Source organism: Pseudomonas sp. NPDC098747, assembly GCF_044760045.1.
In the GTDB taxonomy this organism is placed as follows: domain Bacteria; phylum Pseudomonadota; class Gammaproteobacteria; order Pseudomonadales; family Pseudomonadaceae; genus Aquipseudomonas.
Genome location: NZ_JBIWAL010000002.1, coordinates 172,160 through 191,270, shown reverse-complemented (window position 1 = coordinate 191,270; position 19,111 = coordinate 172,160). Strand labels below are relative to the sequence as shown.

Genomic DNA, 19,111 nt, shown 5'->3' with positions numbered 1-19,111 from the left:
CAAACGGCCGGGCCAGCGACTGGGTGTCGTCTCGTTCGGCAGTAATTTCCACCTTCGGCGGCAAAGCCCTGCCAAGTGGTGCCTTGAAATGCTGACGGCGCTCTGCGTCGCGCCGCGGCCTACGGGGGCCTTCTGTGCGGTGGTCACAATCTCGCGCATCTGCCCGATCATGCGGAACAGCGCCGATTCGTCCACCTGCTCACGCCCGAGCTGACACAACCTTACCAGCGCCTGTCGCTGCTCCCATAGAGTGACGGCCGGGTGTGAGAGGGGGCGGTAGGGAATCTCCAGGGAGTGCTGCCCCTCAGGTACCAGCGCCCAAATGCGACTGATGTCGCGTGGATCGCGCCTAGGGAAACACAGGCAAACGGCCACGCCGTGCAATCCACGGTTTGAGCGCGTCGTATAGTAGTGAATGTGGTGACAAAGCCGGTTCGGGTCAGGGGGCGGCGGATGACGGGTAGGAAATGGACCAAAAAAGCGGTAGGTCGGGTTACAACGGCGGGGACACCAATCTGCGCAATGGCCTCAGCCCAACGTGTAGCCGGCGGTTGCAACAGGCTAGCGTGCACCGAGGAATGCTAGGTCCCCACCGCCAGGGAAAACCATCGTTCCAGCTCGCGCAGCGTCAGGGCCGCCATTTTCTCCGAGGCGTACTCTCCGCGCTGATTGGGATTGGAAAAGGTTGTCCCCGGCAGTTCGTCGTGGATTCTATGCATTGCCGTACCGATGATCCGTTCCACGATGCCGCCATAGTGCGGTTGCCCAGGCGGTCGATAGTCGAGCAGGATGCCATGCTGTTCGCAGCCTCGGCGCAGCGCTTCACTCTTGAATTCAGCCGCGTTGTCCAGGTAGAGCTGCCTTGGCTTACCGCTCATAGGCCAATCCATCTCCACATCTGACCCTTTCAGCCAAAAGCGCTTGTCGCAGGCGGCATGCTTAAGCGAACAGGCTCACCGAGACTGCGGACGGCGCCTCCAGCGCGACCACAATGCCGAGCACACAACTCGTGAACCCGTCGATGGCGATAGTCAGGTCTGGGCGACCCATCGATCGTCGGTCGCGCTCATCAACGATGGCCAGGTCGACGACCGTATAAACGATTTGCACCTGCTGCAGTGGTGCGGCAACGGCAGGAGGACGCCTCCGGCGCCTTGCAGATCGCGGGAGGCATCCAGGCCTTCCCTACGACGAATAGTCTTCGCGGGGTCCAAGCGAGCGATTCTCAAGGCCACAGTGTTGCGCGAAGGTACTCGCAGCTTGTGGGCTTGGCACTCTATTGCGATTACGCGATAAAAGGATTAACCACTCATGGTGGGGGAAAACGGTTCTGCCTTGGGCATGACCGGATCATCAGAATTTTCGTTTGACCAACGCCCTGACGGCGCAGTCGATTACTTGTTTAGCTCCTCCAAACTGAGGCATCATAGACGAAGGCTTAATCGTGCAAAGGATTTTTTGTGTTCCATCGACTGCTTAAACGTTTGATTTTGTTGCCTATTTTTCTGTTGTTGGCCACCCGCACTACCTACGTTTTAAGTGCCATAGATTTACGTATGGCCGGGTCAGTCATTCCAAGCGCGTGCTCCATGGCTATAACAGGCGAGGGCATATTCAACTTTGGCTCCATCAGTGCCGCCAACCTGCGAGCCGCTAACTATAACGATTTGCAAAGCATGCGTCAGACACTCAGCATTTCATGTTCTGCTCCTGCATTAGTTGCAATAGGGATCATCGACAACCGTTCAGGCACGGCGTCTTCCAGCCTTGTTGACGACGAAAGCTTATTTGGACTGGGTCGAGATGCTTCTGGCAATGCCATTGGTGGATATTATCTTGCAACAAGCGGACACATCCTCAATGGGGGGCCGGCGTATGCGTCATCTAGTTCTGATGCTGGTGAAAGTTGGAGCAGTGAAAATTTTCTGAAAAATGGCGCGTTTTACATGCATTCGTGGACCGATAGTTTAGGGAGCGCGCCCTTGCCAATTTCGACAGCCATGGTTGAGGTGATTGCCGACCCTGTCATCGCCCCGCTTAACACTCTGGACGTCACTCAGGATTTTATGCTGGACGGCTCCGCCACCATCGAATTGATCTATTTATAAAAGCCATTTTTTTGCCGTCGAAAATGGAGCCGTTTGGGGCTGGAAGCTATTCAGTTTACCTCTCGAATTTGGCGTTCATGCGCTTACCCTGCTACCTCCTTCAACAGGACGCATTGCACGGCAGGGGCGAGTTCGCCACTTGGGTTGTATCACCGCTTTGTGTGGCGGCCCTCTACTTTGGCGAACATCCAAACGGTGGCAGCCCGAGCTCTGTAAGTGCATGAGAATCGACGTCCTAGCAGTCCCCTTTAGCAGGTGACACGATTGCGTCCGCAACCATAATTGCGGACGCAATAATGACCTTTCTTGACCAGACCTACCTACACTCAAAGTCGCCAACGTCGGAGGCCATGGCAAGCGGACCTTTGAGCCTGATGGTAAGCGCCGCCTCATTGCGGCCTGCCAACAACCCCGGTGCATCCATTTCTTACATGGCGTTGCGGGCGGGGATCAACGCAAACCAACTGCGCAAATGGGGCGGAAAATCTGCACGTTCGCCGGTCTCAGTGTTTGTCCCCGTCACCAGCATCGATAATTCCATTTATTCGGCGCCTATCGCAGTAGCCTCGGTCTATCCCGAAATGGCCAATCCATCAAGACCTGCTGTAGAGCCAACACACCTGATGGCGCAGCTTTCCAACGGAGTGACCATCCGGCTCGAATGCGGCGAGCACGATGCTGGCCTGGTATCGGCTATGATCCAAGCGCTTGGAGCAATCTGATGTTGCGCTTTGACGAAGGCCTGAAGGTCTGGCTGCATCGGGATGGCGTCGACTTCCGCAAAAGCATCAACGGCTTGGCAGCATTGGTCGAGCAATCACTGAGACTCGACTCTTTTGCCCAGGCGGTCTACGTGTTTCGCAACCGCCGCGCTGACCGCATAGCGCAAGAAGCCTGGCCGCGAGCCGCTCGATCCTGCACTACCGCGTGTAGCCATTCGCCACGAATTGCCAGAAGCGGAACGCACCTGCCCGCGCGACGGCTATGCTTTGACCGAAATCGGTGTTGAGATCAGCGAGCATCTGGATATCGTGCCGCAGCAGATTCGCGTCATCCAACATCAGCGTGTGAAGTACGCCTGTCCGTGTTGCGATGGCGCAATCAAGGTCGCTCCCGCCCCGGCCCGTATCAGCCCCAAAGGCGTGCAGACTGAGTCAGCGCTCGCCTGGAAGTATTACCTCCAAGTACCGTGACGCGCTGCCGTTATACCGTCAAGCAGCATTGTTGCGAGTTTCGGTGGGGTGCTTTCTCGGGGGACGCTGGCCGCCAGTGTGGTGCGTGTGGGCCAAGCGGTACAACCAATCATCAATCTGCTGCGCGATCACCTGTTGGATGCCGACGTTGTCTACGGCGATGAAACCACGGTGCAGGTACCTCAAAGAACCAGGGAAGTCAGCCCAGAGTAAAAGTTACCTCTGGGCGCAGATGAATGGCTCTGGGCCACCCGTGCGACTTTTTACATACAGTCCGACGCGTAACACTGCAAAGGCTCAGGTGCTTTACGCTGGCATCATGCCAGGCTCTGTGTTGATGAGCGACGGCTATGCCCCCTACGAGACTATCGCCAGTCTACTAGCTTGTTCATCGTGGCTGCTGGGCGCACGCCCGACGCTACATGATAGAGGCTGAGCAAGCCCTGCCCAAAGACAAGCGTGCTGATCACCCGGTAACTGATTTTTCAGCAGATCGGAAAGTTATTCGCCCTCGAGGCCAGCACGCGTGAAATAACTTCAGTGCAACGCCAAATTGTTAGTACAGAGCAGAATCAAGCATTTTGCTGGATCATATCAAGGCAATGCTGCTACAGCACTTGCACACGGTGTTGCCTGGGAGTGACTTCGGTAAGCGTCAGTACCGGTGTTGACAGGTAAGGCGTTGCACTACCTGCATGGCCAGTGGCCCAAGCTCATACGCTACGTGGAGAATGGGAGCTGGCCGATATCAAACAACGCCTGTGAAAATGCAATCAGGCCGTTCGTCATCGGTCGACTTAACTTCCTTTTCTGCGATACCGTGGCCGGCGCGAACGCCAGTGCCAATCTGTATTAGCTCATTGAGACCTGCAAGGCCCACGGCGTGGATGCTTATCGGTACCTCATTGACTCGCTCAAGGCACTGCCGCTTGCCACCACTGTCGAAGACTACGAAGCGCTACTGCCTTGGAGCTTCAGCACGGCTGAATAACAGTATCGGCCCCCACCCGCAAAAGGCGGTGTCAATCGACCGCTACCTTGGATCTATAGAGAAGTTAATAGGTATCAGAAATATTTTTTGACCGCACCAGAGGGTGAAATGGACAGATTGACCTGAGACTGATGTATTCGCAGACGAAGTGTCCGTCCGTACCTAGCGCCGATGGCCTTGCGTATCTGTGTCCAACTTACGCGAATGCGCCGCGTCGACGAGGTGCTAGTTAAATTCTGTACCCGATGTTCACCAAAGTCGAACTCGTCACCGCCACCCGTTTGATCCTGGTCAGTCAGTGTTATTCGCGGCGGTCTAGAACTGACTCGTGCCTGCTGGCGGAGGATTGCACCAGCCGTCCACGTCACTTGTGGAAGCCGTTAGGGACGCTTTCATTCAAGCAATCAGAAATTGCCGAATAATGACGATTTAGGTATAGATCAGGCGGTACCGTTTGAGTGGACGGTTTTATTGGCTGAAACCGTACCGATATGTCGTGTTTTACGAGGCTAAACGGTACAGGGAGTGTTGGGCACACTCAAAACGGTACAGGCTCTGGCCTGTTTACTCGGGATTGTCTGCGTGTATCAGGGATTACCTGAGGGCGTGGCGGGGTGTTTGAGGCGAGGGGGCATGGGGGGATAGGTCGGAAACATCGCCGTCTAATCCATGAAAAAGCTATTGAACTTAACCTCGGCGGCGACCTACCCCATAGAGCGATGTTTCAAGTGAGCGACCGGTATTGCACACGGTCGATCAACTAACTAAGCAATAAAACGAATTATAGATAAACCAGTTCGAAAGTGGCGGAACCATCAATGGTGATGTCGGTGCTGGTATCGAGAGTGTTCATCGGTTGAATCATTGCCTGGATCTCAATCGGCGTGGAGGCATTGGTAAACGGTACAGGGGTATCGTTAGGGCCAGCGACCTGGATATAAATCTCGCCTAAATTATGGGGCGCGAACCCGCCGTCCGGCATTAACCTCCAGTTGATGCCGCCATCATTGGAAGCCAAAACTTTCCCGGTGCTGCCGTCGACGGTGGAGGTGCCGGCGGCAAAAAGGAAGTATGTGCCAATTGCGGCACCCTGGCTATCTGTCCCCATGCCATATTAACCCAATGCTCCATTAACTGGGTCATTCGAATCGCTGCGGTTATCGACGGTTCTAAAGGCCGCCAACGTCGCGCCGGAGCAGGCAATAATCAGGCTTTTACCGCTCTGCGTGGGCAGTTCCGTATGCGATAACTGGTTCATTTCCTGACTTGAGATATCACCAAAATCTAAATCACCACCGGATAGCGAGATATCGCAAGCTGTCGGAGTAATGGTACCCGTAACGCGTAGGTCAACTGAGTTGGCTGCCATGGCGGCGTTGGAAGCAAAGGCCAAGGCGAGGGGCAGTAGCAAAAGGTTTTTCATGTGGGGCTCCATCATGAGGTAAGTAATTCGATGTACCTGATATTGCCGGCCTGCTGCAGATGAGGAAAATCAATAGAGATCAAAAATAATCAGCCACAGAACGCCGTGAATCCGGCGCGAAGGCTTTAATTCAGATCTGCGCGACGACATGCCGTGAGTAGAGTGTGTGGATGTTGAGATCGGAGGAGGGAGCGCCCGTAGTCACTGAATATTATCGTAACCCTGCTCAGGATCCTTCAATGAGCGCATCGCCCCTACAGAGCGTGCTGGCGGTTGAGCGCTATTCACGAATTACAGGTAGACCCGTTCGAGAGTGGCAGACCCGTTGATAGAGACTGCAGAGATGGTATTGAGCGTTTTTGCGGATTAATCGATTCTGAGCGTCCGGTCATAAGGTGCCCACACGAGCTAGCCAGCCCAATAAGGGACTGAGATCGGATGATTGCTTTGGCCCGCAAAGCGTATTTGCAGAGTGTGGGCATTAAACCGTGACTCAACGATGACGGGAAATAGATGGGCTTGTAGCCGAGGTTTGGACCTCTCAGGAAGAGCACCATTCAACGACCACGCAGCCCCGTAAAACATTGACAGGTACAGCTGAAACTGGGCGGGGACCGTAGCCGCTGAATGAGAAAGTCTCTTACTCTTTCCGTTCATTGACAACAGCGCCCCGCAAACCAACTTGTGAACGAATAACTGGCGTGCCCCCTTACTTAATCGCTGGAGTAATAAGGTGGAGCTTTTTAACTATTTGAATACGGGGGGGGGCGTCTCATGCGGGAAAATGTCCTCCAATAACAACATCGCCCTGCAAGAGATTTTGCCTTGAACGACCAGAATTCAAAGCTGTCGCTCAACTACGAAGCCACCTGAATTCAGGCCAAATAAAACGAATCACAGGTAAACTAGCTCGAGAGTGGCGGAACCGGCGATAGTAATTTCAGAGCTAGCGTCCAAGGAGTTAGTAGGTGCGATAGTCAGCTCCAAATGGAGCGGGTGAGTTACGTTCGTCACGTGTAGCGGGGTCGTATCGCCGTTGCTCCATGAATACAAATCGCCATCGTGTGACATATGCGAGAAGTTGCTTAAAAGAGTCCATGCTTGGCCTCCATCGTTACTATTAATATGCTCTATACCTACACCGGAGCCGTCTAAGAGTGGTGCATTGTCATTCATGATCGTATAGTAACCAATTGGAGCGCCTTGGCTATCTATCCCTAAACCATATGAAGTGCTGCTAGCGCTACCCATAGCCGTTCCAGCTTGATTGTCCATAGCTCGTATTGCTACTTGCGTTGGACCTGAGCAAGCAATACTTAGGTCCGCTTGAAGAGCGTCGACGACTGTACTTGTATCGATATTTAAACTAGAGAATGGGATTTCGCCAAATGCAAACTCACCGCCATTACTACTAGATATGTTACATGCCCCTGGGGTAATGGTGCCGATAACGCGCAGGTCAACCGAGTTGGCAGCCATGGCGGCGTTGGAAGCGAAGGCCAAGGCGATGGGCAGCAGCAACAGCTTTTTCATGAGGGGCTCCTGAGATGAGAGGTTTCGTGATGTTGAGTTTAGGTTATTTCGTTGGGCCCATTGTCCGCCTCGACTAATGGCAAACAAAATCAAAAAGGCTCAAATGCACGTCTCGGCGAAAAACTCTCTTTTTCACGTCCAAGGCTTCTATCTCAGGGCCTGGCGCCTCTTCGCCCTGTTCAGCGCGCTTTGACAGACCTCAATCGTTATCAAAGGCATGGTGTGGCTCGCTCAAACCGACCAATAGGCGATGCGTTGACGACCCACCAGCGCGGACGATTAGCCCTGACCCTACCGACAGATCGGCATGTGCTGTCTGCCCACCTAAGGACACTCTCAAAAAGACTTCAAAATCTGGTGAAATACCCGCCTGACACGAAGCTGACTGTTGAGCCCCAATGACACAGATGTCCTTCGCCGATGCTGAATACGCCGGCAAACGTAAGCAGACCCGCGGTGAGCGCTTCCTGATAGAGATGGATCCGGTGGTGCCCTGAAAGGGTTTGATTACCTTGATTGAGCCGCATTACCCGAAGGGCGAAGGTGGTCGTCAGGCGTATCCAAACCTCTAAACCCGGCTTGACCGTCTATAGGTCGCCGCCATAAAGCGCACACAACAGACCAACGTCATGCACCGTTTTGAGTGTACCGATAGGGTGCCGTTTACCATGCTAAGCGGTACATGTGCTGTCGGCACACTCAAAACGGTACAGGGCTGTTATGTTTATCAGGGATTACACGAGCGTATCAGGGAATGCCTGAGTGCGTGCGCAAGGCAGCGGAGAGCGTGCTGGCGGTTGAGCGCTATTCACAATTACAGATAGACCAGTTCGGGAGTGCAGACCCGTTGATAGAGATTGCAGAGCTGGTATTGAGCGTTTTTTGCGGATGAATCGATTCTGAGCGTCTGGTCATAAGGTGCCGACACGAGCTAGCCAGCCCAATGAGAGACTGAGATCGGATGATTGCTTTACCGAGCGCGCTGCGTCGAACACTGTCGGGCGTTGCTAGGTTGAGCGGGGCGTGGAAACGCAGCGAGGGATATTTGCGTCGAGGTTAATGCAACTCGGTGCGCATCATGGGGGAGGAGGGGGTGGGGTACTGTTGCCAAAAAATGGGGTGGAAGTCTCACGCGAAGAGATCCATCAAATGGCAACAGCGGCCCCGCAAAGCTGACTTACAAGTGTGGATGTATAGCGTACCGTTGATTTCCCACCGATCACAATAAGAAAAGGTAAGGCAATGTCACGCTCAATTTGAGATGAAAATCTGAACAAAGCACTGTTCAATCACCACACTGCCTGCAAACCACAAAGCTAAAACTGAAATAGGGTGGGGGCTGTGGCAACTGAACGGACCGGGAGCTTCGAACTCTTTCCATTCAATGGCCCCAGCACCCCGCAAAGCAATCTGCGACTGGCTACTGGTACCGACAAGCGACACATGTTACTCATAAAAAGGGGCTAAGTAGTGACTGGAATAAGTGGGGGCGTCTCACACGAGAGATTTCCTTCAATCCCTACATCGCTTCGCAAAGGGCGATCAGCAACGGTTTTCTACAAAAGTGCTATCGCTACGCACTGATAAGCAACGTTGTTTGCATGGATCCATTTTCTGCGTCGGCAGACGTTAAGAGAAATCAAAAAAAATTAAAAAAAAGCGTGTCGAGAACAACCTGGAACCCTGATGCTGTGGTTAATCGACGTCAATCGCTCTCTTGTCTGACGCAGCATGAGCGCTTCACGCTTAAGACTTTACCGGATGGTAGGGCTGACGTTGATGATGATTTGTAGTGGTCTAATCAAATCTATGGTCACCCCCATTTTTGCAATGCTGATTAACGGGTGAAGTGGTTGGCTTGCTTAAATCTATCCGGCGTCTGTATGAGGCATGCCCCGCGCCATGATGAGAGTCGCGCCTGGCAATCCTGAAAACCGGAGCGGCTTCTAAAGCCGTTTCATAAGTCAGGTTCTTCGCCAGGCCGGTGTGCCGTTCGCGTCATCCATTTTTCAGCTATCGCAAAACCTGAAGGTGCCTCGTGGTACTGCAACAACAATAGGGTCAGGCCGCCATAGCGTCTGACCCTGCTTCAAACACTGTATGGTGAGCAGATATTGCCCAGGCAATTCGCGCCAGTTTATTGGCCAGAGCGCACGCCACGACATTGGAGTGTCGTCGCTGAAGCAATGAGCGCACCCAAGCAGCCAGTGCCCCTTTTTGACTATCGAGCCTTTGCATATAAACCCTGGCGCACTGTACCAACAGGCACCTGAGGCTCTTGTCTCCTCGCTTGCTGATCCCCTTCAAGTTAGACCTGCCACCCGTACTGTACTGTCTGGGAACCAGCCCTATGGATGCGGCGAAGTCACGACTGCATCTGAATTACTTGCCGTTTCCCATTTCGACAGCCAGCAGGCTGGCGGTGATCGGGCCGACGCCGGGCATATGGCGCGACGCACTTCGGTGTATTTATCCGCGACCTGCATTAGGGCTCGATGATAGAGATAGGAGCTTCGGGCCAAGCTCAGTGCTTCAAGCAGCTCTGACAAGGAGTATGTCTGCCTCAGGGCATCAGCCAGCAAAGTCTTTTCCCTAATCGAGATCCACTCAGTGACCACTTAGCCCCATAAAAATGAAAGGCGGGGTCACGTCGCCGTCGAGGCCATGAAAAAGCTATTAAACGCACCTCAGCGACGACGTTACCCCATAAAGCGGTGTAGCGTTAAGCGACCGGTATTGCACGCGGTCGCTCAAGTAACTAAGGCATTAACCTAATTACAGATAAACCAGTTCGAAGGTCGCGGAGCCGTCGATAGTTATTTCAGCGCTGGTGTCCAGTTCGCTTAACGGCCGGACAGTCGCGCTCAACAACAGCTGGACATTGCCGGAGGTCATCGGAAGCGGTGTTGCGGTATTGCTGGAAGTGGCGGTATCAAATGCGTAGACCACCGTGGAGCGATTATTAATAGGGGGTAAGCGCGACACTTCTTCCCAAGAATTCCCGCTATCCCATGACTCCTTTAACTTACCGTTCGTAAATGCTGTGGTCTCATTCATATGAAGAACATAATCCCCAATGGGATTGTTCGCACCGTCACGACCCAGCCCGAAGCTGCCCGTGCCGCCGTTTTCGTCACGGCGGTTATCGATGGCTTTAAAACCGACCTGGTGCGGACCGGCGCAGAGTATATCCAGCCTTTTACCCCAAAGCGTGGGAAGGCGAGTGAATTCGCTATCGGACAAAGCGCTGGCGGCAATGGTCCCCAAATCGAAATCCCCCCCGTACAGCGAAATGACGCAGGAGTTAGGTGTAATGGTGCCGGTGACGGAAATATCAACTGAGTTGGCAGCCATGGCGGCGTTGGAAGCAAAGGCCAAGGCGAGGGGTAGCAGGAGAAGCTTTTTCATGACGGACTCCGGAGATTGAAAATTTTCCGTTGAGCCCATTATCCGCTGGGGCCAAGAGTGAGAAAAATCAAGAATGCTTAATAAAGATTAGCTTTTATCAGTACGACCGGCTGGCGAGGCTTGGCGTTTAGGTTGGGGCGAGTCACTGAATGAGCTGGAGCCCAATCGAGACCGATTCAGTGACTGCATAGCCCCATAAAGGTGGTGGGACGTTGTAGCAGCAAGATGGCTGTTCGGAGCTCTTTGGGGAAGCTCCATCCTGCTACTACGCCGCCCCGCAAAGCGGTGTTGCGTTAAGCGACCGGCATTGCACCGGTCGCTCAACAAGTTCAGCGGTCAGCGAATTACAGGTAAACCAGTTCGATAGTGGCCGAGCCGTCAAGCGTAATATCGGTGCTGGTATCAAGCGTGCTAGTCGGAGCGATAGCGAGATCAATTTCAAACTGTTGAGTAACTGAAGTGACCGGCACTGGAGCGTCTGTTCCTGTAGCCGCCCACGAAATAATTTCCGTCGGTGCGGGGTTAACCATGGCGTCAGCCACTTTAGTCCATGTTGTACCGCTATCCGTGCTTCGAGTCAGCTGGCCAGCAGAGCCATCAACCGTCTTATTTCTCAAATCAATATGATAGGAGCCGATTTTGCCGTCAGCAGAGTCCTTGCCAAGACCGAAGGCGCGGCCAGTATTGGTACCTTGACGGTTGTCGATAGCTTTAATACCAACTTGCGTTGGCGCAGAACATAGAATGTTCAAATCTTTAGTTGGGGATGTAAAGCTGGTTTCTTCGGTGCTACTTAGGTCTTTAAGCGAACCGAAATCCACATCCCCCCCCGTCAAAGTAATATCGCATGCTGCTGGGGTAATGGTGCCGGTGACGCGCAAATCCACCGAGTTGGCAGCGAGGGCGGCGTTGGACGCGAAAGCAAGAGCGAGCGGCAGCAGTAAAAATTTTTTCATAGGGCCTCCTGAAGAAGTTCCGTGATGTTGAGTGTGGTGTGCTACGACGGGCTTATTATCCGTCTCGACTGATGGCAAGCAGAATCAAAAAGGCTCAAATGTTCGCTGCCGCCGAAAAGCATTTTCGCCCCCCACGGGGCGTCTATGTCGCAGTACAGCGCCTTGTCAGCCTGCGCAGCCCCCACTAACAGGCATCAATTGTTATCAAAGGCGCACTGGGGCTCGTTCAGATGGGCCAACAGGCGACGTATCGAGGACACTCCAGAGCAGGCAACTTGCCCTGACACCTCCCGACCTATCGCCCCCCCTATCTGATCCCACACGCGGCGGCTCTGTACCCGATGCGCGTCAATTGATTTAACCCGGAAAGGAGGGTACACCGGGGACCGCCAATACATACCGACCATCCGCACCATGGACGTATGCCTCAATGAATTACAGAGCGGCGAACATGCCGAGTGGTCGCGTATCTTCGCCAATAAAAAATGGCGACTCAGTATGACTTACAGGTGGCGCACGATTGACATTAAGCAACACACATTCGGTCACTTGAATGCCGTGAAAGTTAACAGTCATGGTGCTGGTCGATTTAAACAAACGGTTCTTTGAATCATTATGAGTTTCGTGCGCCGCTTTTTATTGCTGTCATCACGACACCAAATTATTCGTCAGTAGTTGGCACGCATCGTCCGTACCATCACCGTTTGAGTTAGTTTTTCTATCGCGGACTTTCACGGTATTAGGGCAAACAAAGTGGGGTGAAGCGCAATGAGCCGGGGTGAAGTGCAATGAGATTCCCCGCGCCAGACTTTCGCCGCCCAAGGATTAGTTGATGAAACGGCGGTGAGCGGCGGATTACCCGCCGCCTTTGGATGCTGTTAGAAAATTATTAACCCTTTGCCGACTGAGTGGCCGACTGTCGCGGCATGGGCGCCACTAATTGATATTCGCCGTTTCCGTCAATCCATTCGCGGTACTGTTTGCGAGCCATTGCCAGTACAAACCCGTCGGATAAATCCGGGCGAACTTGTCGCGTCAACGCCCACAACGTCAACGTCGCTTCTGTCCAGCCGAGCAACGCCGTTCGACGAAACGGGCACGGTAGCCATGCGTTGAAGGCGTCCGCTGCCCTTGAGATTTGTTGAGCGTTATAAACGGGAATGGACAGGGACATGGTTTTTCTCCGGAGTGAATACAGAACACACCACCGTTAATCAGCCTAGACGTCACCTGCCGTCAGCGCATGAATTTGCCCCGGCCTGTCGGGGCGCATGGGTAAATTTTGCTAAACCGGTCACACCTGAAAAGGCAGGCCAGTTCAAAAGAAGCTCGGGCTGAGCGCTGGAAAAATGCTCTGTACAGGTGGCCTTATCTTGGGTTGGTGCTGTGATTTTGGTTCAAGTCATTGGACATCTTCGAGAACAAGTCGAAGCAATAGACCGCGATAGCGACACGCGTAACACTGCGTGATGGCCGATTTTCGGAAAGCACTCAGGCTGAATGGCTGAGTCTTCGCGATGCTCGATCCGGACGAACTGGAAGTCTTCGACTTCTTCCGTAAGCAAGGTCGCAAATACGGTGTAGTCGCCACCATCGTCAGCGCGGTAGATCTGCGGAGTTGGCCAAGCTAGTTCGCAGAGGCAAGAGGACGAGATTATGCGTCGTGTGAACAGCACCGTATCTGTAGTCCTGAGTAAGGGGAAATCCCGCAACACTACATCCTGTGTCGCCGGCAGATCCGATCGACACCACATCTAGTGGTACTGAGGAAATCCCCGCGTTGACTACCAAGCTCAGTGAGCCGATGCAGAACGTACTCATAAAGTTGGAGGATGGTGGGGATGGGAACGATTTCAGCGTCCATGGGCTGCTGACTTATGCCGCTCGGGAACGTACATGCAAAGCCTTGGCAAAGCTCGGGCTGGTTGCTCATGCTCTCGGGGACTACGACCTGACGGAAGCAGGCGAGGCGCTGGTAAAACAACTGAATGACCAGGCTAAAGCTGTGCAGCCCCCCATCAGTCGAAGTTATTAACTGATTGAGTTCCCTTTGGCTCTTGCCACAGGCATCCAGGCTGCCATTGGGCCATCCAGTCGACCACGGCCTCAGCCGGCATCGGTTGAGCAATGCCAAATCCCTGACCCAATTCGCATCCTAACTGCAGTAAGCGCGCTCCCTGAGCTGCGGTTTCTACACCTTCGGCAATCGCTTCGTGTTTGAAGGCGCTGGCCAAGCTAAGAATAGCTTGCAGGATAGAGTCATTTTCCGGGTCGTCGAGCATGGCTTGGACGAAGCTACGGTCAATCTTCAATTGAGCCACCCGAAGACGTTTGAGGTAGGCCAATGAAGAGTAACCTGTACCGAAATCATCCAACGCAAAACGCACGCCCATTGCTGCGCAGGCTCTGATCGTACCAGACACTCCCTCTATATCTTCCAGCGCGCTAGTTTCGAGAATTTCAATCATCAGCAGCGAGGGTAAGACTTGCGGATGAATGTTCAAGCGTTTGATCAAGTTGCTAACAAAGTCCGGCTGTTGCAGCTGCCGAGCGCCAACATTGACGCTAACCGGTATCCGTAACCCGACGCTCAACCAGGCTTCAATCTGCATCAGTACACACTCGATGACCCAGTCGCCGATGGCTTCGGATAATTGATTGCCTTCGATCAGGGGCAAGAACAGATCTGGAGCTACCAATCCCTGCTCCGGGTGCTGCCAGCGCACCAATGCTTCAAACCCTACCACTTCGCCGGTGCGCATATTCACCTTGGGCTGGTAATGCAGCACCAACTCGTTGTCACGTATAGCGTGATCCAAACGATCCAGCCGGGCGTTGTGCCCGCGCAGGTCTAAGTCATGCTGGGCGTCAAAGAAGTGAAAGCGGTTCTTGCCCTCCAACTTGGCCTGGTACATGGCTTGGTCAGCCTGACGCAGTAGTTGATCCGCGCCCACCTCACCCTCCTGGGGAAAATAGCTAACGCCAATGCTAGTGGAAATCTGGATGTATTCGCTGTTGAGCTGCATGGGCTCGGCGACAGCAGCCAATAAACGCTCCAAGGTCGGCACGCAGTCACAAATCTGTTCCAGCCCGATGATGATCACCACAAACTCGTCGCCGCCTAATCTGGACAAGGTGCAGCCTTCGCGTAGCGCCTGCTTCATGCGTTGAGCGATCGTACTCAACACTCGGTCGCCTGTCTCGTGACCAAGGGCATCGTTTACGATCTTAAAACCGTCGAGATCCAAATAGGCTATGGCTACTTTGCGTCCTTGAAGCAGAGCTACGCTCATGGCTTGTTGCATTCGTTGGGCGAACAAAGTCCGATTGGGTAAGTGGGTCAGCGGATCATAATGGGCGATGTATTCCAACTGACGCTGATGCTCATGCCGCTCTGTAACATCGGTAAATAGCGACACATAGTTTTGCACAACGCCCTCGGAGTCGAGGATCGCCGTAATGGTCTGCTGTGCAGAAAATATCTCGCCATTGCGTCGCCGATTCCACATTTGGCCTTGCCAATGCTGGCTCTTCCGCAAGCTGCGCCATAGTTCGCTATAGAGCGCGGGCTCTGTCATGCCAGAGGCTAGAATACGCGGATTTTTACCAATCACGTCTGCACGACAGTAACCAGTGATAGTGCTGAATGCATCATTGACTTCGATCAGATTGCCCGCCGGGTCAGTGATCATGATGCCCTCTCGGGCATGAGTGAATACGCTGGCGGCCAGCACCAAGCGCGCCTCGACTTTCTGTCGTGCGCTGAGGTCGGTCAACGTAATGCGCATTGAGCGGTCTGCGGTGTCGGGCTGAATACAATCCAGTCGCGCGTACCAATGGCTACCGTCGGCACGCACGAGTGTCAGATGACATTCATGATGTGCATGGTCGCGGTAAACTCGCATGAACACCTGCTGCCAACGTTCGCGGTCCTGAGTCGCGATCCGGGCGCTGAAGCGCCGCCCCAATAACCGTTCACGTACCTGCCCCAACAGCTCTGTTCCCGTCAGATTGACCGCCCTAATTACACCGCTCGCCGCCAACGTCAAATATCCCACGGGAGCGTGCTCGTAAAGATCCTGATACGAGTCACGAGAGGCTTCCAGCGCGGTATACGCCGCGCGCAGATCCTCGTTCTGCATTTCAAGCTCGATCTGATGCACTTGCAGTTCGTGCAGCAGAACGGCCTGACGGTCATCAATATGAGCGCTGCCTGCCATCTGTTCTGCCTTAATTCTCAATAACTTAGCATCATCAGTAGGCTCGGTGCTCATGAGGGCCTCGGGGCGTTTGAGGGTTAATCTGCATGGCCAGGAGGATCAGGTGTGGTCGTGCGCCTGCCCCGGTTACACGCCGTGCATTCAGCGTGATTGTACGTACCCCGCAACCGGGAACCTCCTGTTCCACAACGAAGCCTTCAAAACTGGTGTCCCCCTCAAGGATGGTTCCTAACTGCTCCCTCAAGGCGAGAATATTCCATTGTCCGTGACCCAACTCGTAGAGTGTGAGGCCCACTGTAGCCGTGGCCGTGGTGGGGAAGTTTTGATAATAGGACCGACTGGCCGAGACCACATGCAATTGGTCATCAAGCACCAGTAACGGTTCGATCACCGTATCAATGATCGCCTCGGCCAGTTCCCGAGCAGCCTGGGTAGCTAGTTCATTGGCGACACGGGTATTGATGTCATGAAACGTCAGCACAACACCGTCGATTACGTTGTCGAAGGTTCGGTAAGGCAATAGCCGTGCCAGAAACCAGTTGCCAGAAGTGGTACAAACTTCAACGTCATAGGGAATCAGCGTATCGATCACTTGTTGGGCGGGAACCAGCAAATCGGTGCCATCCAAACAGGATGTAATATCGGCTAAAGGTCGGCCTACATCGCTGGGAATCAGGCTATAAATTTTCGCTGCATCCCGTGTAAAGCGTCGAATAGTCAGCTGCGCATTAAGAAATATAGTTCCTATGTGAGTACTGTCGAGAAAATTTTTCATGTCATTCTGCATATCGCCCAACTGCTCGATTTTGTCCTGCAGTTCGGCGTTGACCGTCACCAGTTCTTCATTGATCGACTCGAGCTCTTCTCGTGAGGTTTCCAACTCTTCGTTGGATGATTGCAGTTCCTCATTGGTGGATTGCAATTCCTCGTTCGTCGAACTCAGTTCTTCGTTGGTGTTTTGAAGTTCATTAATGGACGCTTGAAGGTTCTCGCGGGTATACGTCAAATCCCGCTCCAGTACCTTGATACGTTCATGAGGCAGGGTGGCGGGGGAAGCGGGCTTCAGCTCAACCCCAGCAGCGACATAATCCAATAACGGCTCGCCAAAACTAATCAGCAGCAGGCGCTCACCCTGAAGGCTTTCGGAGAGCCGACGCACGCTCAAGTGAATGTCACGCGTAAGCCCATTCCCGGTAATGCTCACTTTACGATGCAGAGTGGGTTCCCCGTGGTCTACAGCCAGACGTATCGCGTTACGCAAATCCATTTGTAGGCCTTCGCGGGCCATGTCGATGATATTCAACGTCGCCTGCCCCGGCGCGGGACGTAGGTAATTGCCGGTGTCTCCATGAATGTAGACGATATTTCCCAGCAAATCGGTGACTACTGACGCCGGGACGAAGTCTTGCAACAATATGCGTCGAGTCAGTTCGACTACGTTGAATTCCTTGGTCATTTTTTCAGCGCGATCCGGTAATTTATTGACACGCTCCGGCACCCAGGACAGGGGGCTGTTGAGTGTCATGATTTTCGGGATGGGGAGGTTATGGGCCTGATAGAACTTCCACTTGCGGTGCAACGAGGTGAACAAGGCCCCATGATTTCCGATGCTTTCCGAGGGCGACAAAAATAGCACGCCGTTAGGCTTGAGCGCGTAATGAAAGGTCGGAATCAAACGCATCTGCAACTGCGGCCCCAGATAGATCATCAAATTGCGACAACACAACAGATCTAGTCGGGTAAATGGAGGGTCCTTGATAACGTTTTGCACCGCAAACACTATCATCTCGCGAATTTCTTTTTTGACCAGGTACCCCGTTGGCTGCTGATAGAAGTAGCGCTGCAGTCTTTCTGCCGAAACATCCTGAGCGATACTGAGCGGGTACAAGCCGTAGCGAGCGGTGCGAATCGCATCATCATCTAGGTCTGTGGCAAAGAACTTCACGATTAATTGCGACTGATGCTGTTCCATCAGTTCATGCAATAGAATGGCTACCGTGTAGGCCTCTTCGCCGCTAGCACAGCCGGCCACCCAAACCCGGAACACATAGTCTGGTGGCTTATTGGCCAGCAAGCTTGGCAAAATAAGGCCCTTCATCACCACAAACGCCTCCGGATCGCGAAAGAAACGGGTGACATTGATCAGTACCTCGCTGAATAAGAGGCGAGTTTCTTCAGGATGGCTGTCGAGAAACTTGGCATAGGCCCTCGCATCACTGATTCTGTGCAGCTGCATACGACGCTCGATACGTCTCATCAGCGTACTCCGTTTATACTGGGTAAAGTCGTGCCCGGTGACCTGACGCAGATGCGACAGGATTTGGGGAAAGCCTGCCGTGTCAACGATTGGAATATCAGCAACATCGTCTAATTTAGCCCGCCTTCGCTCCAGCAGAGCTTCAACCATGCTGTGCACAGGTAGTATTTGGCTAGCGTAACCGGCTTTCATAACGCTAGTTGGCATGCCGTTGTAGGCTGCCTCGTCCGGCGTTTGCGCCAGTGTTAGGCCCCCATGCTCAAGAATTGAGCGGCAGCCCTGAGTGCCATCTGAGCCAGTACCGGACAAAATGATGCCGACGGCCCTCGGTCCTTGTTGTTCGGCCAGTGAACTAAAGAATCCATCTATTGGTAATCGCTGGGGCGACGGGTGCTCCAGCGGACTGAGCAATAATCGCGACTGTTGCACCGAGAGGCTGTGGTTAGGCGGGATGACGTACACCTGGTTGGCGCAGACCCGCACTCGATGACTGATTTCCTGAACAGGCATGTTCGTGGAGCGGGCCAAAATTTCTGTAAGCAAACTGGGATGGGCCGGATTAAGGTGTTGAATGACCACAAAGGCGTACCCAGAATCGACCGGCATGCTCCGCAGAAAAACCTCTAATGCCTCAAGACCGCCAGCAGACGCTCCCAGGCCAACAATCGCCGCGTAGCGGTTAGATTCTGCTTTTACGCCTGTAGCAAGCGAGAATTTTTTTGAAGTCACAATGGGCCATCCAGTCGTACAGAAAAGGCAAAATTAATCGCAGTTTCCTATCAGTTTAGTGTGAGTCCGGTAAATCCGGGGTTACGCACTTATGTGTTGATTTCAGGGCGGCGCAGTGGGGCGATCTCTGAACGGGTCGATCATAAAATTCGCCAATGGTCAAAAACATGTTTTTGGATTCCCTTTTCAACATCAGCTCATCAACGCTTAGTATTGTTAGCGTCTAGGCAGCTTTTCTTCGGTAAAACGCGCGATTGATAATCAATGATTTCTCAGGTGTGCGCGCCAGTTAA

The 19,111-nt window shown here is 53.4% G+C and carries 17 protein-coding genes and 4 pseudogenes; 10 read left to right on the top strand and 11 right to left on the bottom strand.

All coding sequences use genetic code 11. The features are described 5' to 3' along the window. Positions 1 to 81: 81 nt before the first annotated feature. Positions 82 to 1,274 (bottom strand): annotated as a pseudogene (locus tag ACIQVE_RS01895) (transposase); the annotation flags it as partial. 186 nt (positions 1,275 to 1,460) lie between these two features. Here ACIQVE_RS01895 and ACIQVE_RS01890 point away from each other — a divergent pair. The 8 genes from ACIQVE_RS01890 to ACIQVE_RS01855 all read left to right on the top strand — a co-directional run bounded on the left by ACIQVE_RS01890 (position 1,461) and on the right by ACIQVE_RS01855 (position 4,292). After that, positions 1,461 to 2,108 (top strand): DUF1120 domain-containing protein, encoded by a 648-nt coding sequence (locus ACIQVE_RS01890; RefSeq protein WP_402803964.1) that lies wholly within the window; start codon positions 1,461 to 1,463, stop codon positions 2,106 to 2,108. A gap of 296 nt (positions 2,109 to 2,404) precedes the next feature. Continuing rightward, positions 2,405 to 2,830: a hypothetical protein gene (locus ACIQVE_RS01885; RefSeq protein ID WP_402803962.1), complete on the top strand. Its 426-nt coding sequence runs from the start codon at positions 2,405 to 2,407 to the stop codon at positions 2,828 to 2,830. After that, on the top strand, positions 2,770 to 3,117 hold the full coding sequence (tnpB, locus tag ACIQVE_RS01880; RefSeq protein WP_402803960.1) for an IS66 family insertion sequence element accessory protein TnpB: 348 nt from the start codon (positions 2,770 to 2,772) through the stop codon (positions 3,115 to 3,117). Before ACIQVE_RS01885 ends, tnpB begins: the two co-directional genes overlap by 61 nt. Then, positions 3,056 to 3,301: an IS66 family transposase zinc-finger binding domain-containing protein gene (locus tag ACIQVE_RS01875; protein WP_402803958.1), complete on the top strand. Its 246-nt coding sequence runs from the start codon at positions 3,056 to 3,058 to the stop codon at positions 3,299 to 3,301. The genes tnpB and ACIQVE_RS01875 overlap by 62 nt, the downstream gene beginning before the upstream one ends. Positions 3,302 to 3,313: 12 nt before the next feature. Further along, positions 3,314 to 3,514 (top strand): transposase, encoded by a 201-nt coding sequence (locus ACIQVE_RS01870; protein ID WP_402804045.1) that lies wholly within the window; start codon positions 3,314 to 3,316, stop codon positions 3,512 to 3,514. Continuing rightward, positions 3,441 to 3,737 carry a transposase gene (locus tag ACIQVE_RS01865; RefSeq protein ID WP_402803956.1) on the top strand — a complete coding sequence of 99 codons (297 nt, stop codon included), beginning with the start codon at positions 3,441 to 3,443 and terminating at the stop codon, positions 3,735 to 3,737. The genes ACIQVE_RS01870 and ACIQVE_RS01865 overlap by 74 nt, the downstream gene beginning before the upstream one ends. A gap of 228 nt (positions 3,738 to 3,965) precedes the next feature. Further along, on the top strand, positions 3,966 to 4,157 hold the full coding sequence (locus ACIQVE_RS01860; RefSeq protein WP_402803954.1) for a transposase: 192 nt from the start codon (positions 3,966 to 3,968) through the stop codon (positions 4,155 to 4,157). 3 nt (positions 4,158 to 4,160) lie between these two features. After that, positions 4,161 to 4,292, top strand: coding sequence for a transposase domain-containing protein (locus tag ACIQVE_RS01855; RefSeq protein WP_402804043.1), 132 nt, complete (start codon positions 4,161 to 4,163; stop codon positions 4,290 to 4,292). Positions 4,293 to 5,073: 781 nt separating this feature from the next. On the opposite strand, the gene ACIQVE_RS01850 is transcribed toward ACIQVE_RS01855, so the two are convergent. From ACIQVE_RS01850 to ACIQVE_RS01840, 3 genes are all read right to left on the bottom strand, one after another. Further along, positions 5,074 to 5,400, bottom strand: coding sequence for a hypothetical protein (locus ACIQVE_RS01850; protein WP_402803952.1), 327 nt, complete (start codon positions 5,398 to 5,400; stop codon positions 5,074 to 5,076). A gap of 6 nt (positions 5,401 to 5,406) precedes the next feature. Beyond that, a complete protein-coding gene (locus ACIQVE_RS01845; RefSeq protein ID WP_402803950.1) occupies positions 5,407 to 5,715 on the bottom strand; it encodes a DUF1120 domain-containing protein in 309 nt (102 codons plus the stop codon). Positions 5,716 to 6,609: 894 nt separating this feature from the next. Continuing rightward, on the bottom strand, positions 6,610 to 7,248 hold the full coding sequence (locus ACIQVE_RS01840; protein WP_402803948.1) for a DUF1120 domain-containing protein: 639 nt from the start codon (positions 7,246 to 7,248) through the stop codon (positions 6,610 to 6,612). Between the two features lie 398 nt (positions 7,249 to 7,646). Here ACIQVE_RS01840 and ACIQVE_RS01835 point away from each other — a divergent pair. After that, positions 7,647 to 7,811, top strand: a pseudogene (locus ACIQVE_RS01835) (IS5/IS1182 family transposase); the annotation flags it as partial. 1,498 nt (positions 7,812 to 9,309) lie between these two features. Here the strand turns inward: ACIQVE_RS01835 and ACIQVE_RS01830 are convergent. From ACIQVE_RS01830 to ACIQVE_RS01810, 5 genes and pseudogenes are all read right to left on the bottom strand, one after another. Further along, positions 9,310 to 9,693, bottom strand: a pseudogene (locus ACIQVE_RS01830) (transposase); the annotation flags it as partial. After that, positions 9,672 to 9,842: pseudogene (locus ACIQVE_RS01825) on the bottom strand (IS3 family transposase); the annotation flags it as partial. The pseudogenes ACIQVE_RS01825 and ACIQVE_RS01830, both read right to left, overlap by 22 nt. A 181-nt stretch (positions 9,843 to 10,023) precedes the next feature. Further along, entirely contained in the window at positions 10,024 to 10,656 is a 633-nt protein-coding gene (locus ACIQVE_RS01820; protein ID WP_402803947.1) for a DUF1120 domain-containing protein, read from the bottom strand. 344 nt (positions 10,657 to 11,000) lie between these two features. Next, the gene (locus tag ACIQVE_RS01815) at positions 11,001 to 11,612 is read right to left on the bottom strand and encodes a DUF1120 domain-containing protein (RefSeq protein WP_402803945.1); all 612 of its coding nucleotides are present in this window, start codon (positions 11,610 to 11,612) and stop codon (positions 11,001 to 11,003) included. Between the two features lie 889 nt (positions 11,613 to 12,501). After that, entirely contained in the window at positions 12,502 to 12,786 is a 285-nt protein-coding gene (locus tag ACIQVE_RS01810; protein WP_402803943.1) for a hypothetical protein, read from the bottom strand. A gap of 606 nt (positions 12,787 to 13,392) precedes the next feature. On the opposite strand from ACIQVE_RS01810, the gene ACIQVE_RS01805 reads away from it, so the two are divergent. Then, positions 13,393 to 13,647, top strand: coding sequence for a hypothetical protein (locus ACIQVE_RS01805; RefSeq protein WP_402803941.1), 255 nt, complete (start codon positions 13,393 to 13,395; stop codon positions 13,645 to 13,647). On the opposite strand, the gene ACIQVE_RS01800 is transcribed toward ACIQVE_RS01805, so the two are convergent. Together ACIQVE_RS01800 and ACIQVE_RS01795 are read right to left on the bottom strand one after the other, a co-directional pair. Further along, complete coding sequence (locus ACIQVE_RS01800; RefSeq protein WP_402803939.1) at positions 13,631 to 15,886, bottom strand: putative bifunctional diguanylate cyclase/phosphodiesterase; 2,256 nt, start codon at positions 15,884 to 15,886, stop codon at positions 13,631 to 13,633. The genes ACIQVE_RS01805 and ACIQVE_RS01800 overlap by 17 nt on opposite strands. Continuing rightward, a complete protein-coding gene (locus ACIQVE_RS01795) occupies positions 15,867 to 18,818 on the bottom strand; it encodes a chemotaxis protein CheB (protein ID WP_402803937.1) in 2,952 nt (983 codons plus the stop codon). Before ACIQVE_RS01795 ends, ACIQVE_RS01800 begins: the two co-directional genes overlap by 20 nt. Positions 18,819 to 19,111 lie beyond the last annotated feature (293 nt).

What these genes read in the sequence shown, in the direction of transcription:
- ACIQVE_RS01885 (WP_402803962.1), top strand. Translation starts at nt 2,405, where the DNA reads ATGACCTTTCTTGACCAGACCTACCTACACTCAAAGTCGCCAACGTCG.
- tnpB (WP_402803960.1), top strand. Translation starts at nt 2,770, where the DNA reads ATGCGGCGAGCACGATGCTGGCCTGGTATCGGCTATGATCCAAGCGCT.
- ACIQVE_RS01865 (WP_402803956.1), top strand. Translation starts at nt 3,441, where the DNA reads ATGCCGACGTTGTCTACGGCGATGAAACCACGGTGCAGGTACCTCAAA.
- ACIQVE_RS01850 (WP_402803952.1), bottom strand. Translation starts at nt 5,400, where the DNA reads ATGGGGACAGATAGCCAGGGTGCCGCAATTGGCACATACTTCCTTTTT.
- ACIQVE_RS01845 (WP_402803950.1), bottom strand. Translation starts at nt 5,715, where the DNA reads ATGAAAAACCTTTTGCTACTGCCCCTCGCCTTGGCCTTTGCTTCCAAC.
- ACIQVE_RS01840 (WP_402803948.1), bottom strand. Translation starts at nt 7,248, where the DNA reads ATGAAAAAGCTGTTGCTGCTGCCCATCGCCTTGGCCTTCGCTTCCAAC.
- ACIQVE_RS01820 (WP_402803947.1), bottom strand. Translation starts at nt 10,656, where the DNA reads ATGAAAAAGCTTCTCCTGCTACCCCTCGCCTTGGCCTTTGCTTCCAAC.
- ACIQVE_RS01815 (WP_402803945.1), bottom strand. Translation starts at nt 11,612, where the DNA reads ATGAAAAAATTTTTACTGCTGCCGCTCGCTCTTGCTTTCGCGTCCAAC.
- ACIQVE_RS01810 (WP_402803943.1), bottom strand. Translation starts at nt 12,786, where the DNA reads ATGTCCCTGTCCATTCCCGTTTATAACGCTCAACAAATCTCAAGGGCA.
- ACIQVE_RS01800 (WP_402803939.1), bottom strand. Translation starts at nt 15,886, where the DNA reads ATGAGCACCGAGCCTACTGATGATGCTAAGTTATTGAGAATTAAGGCA.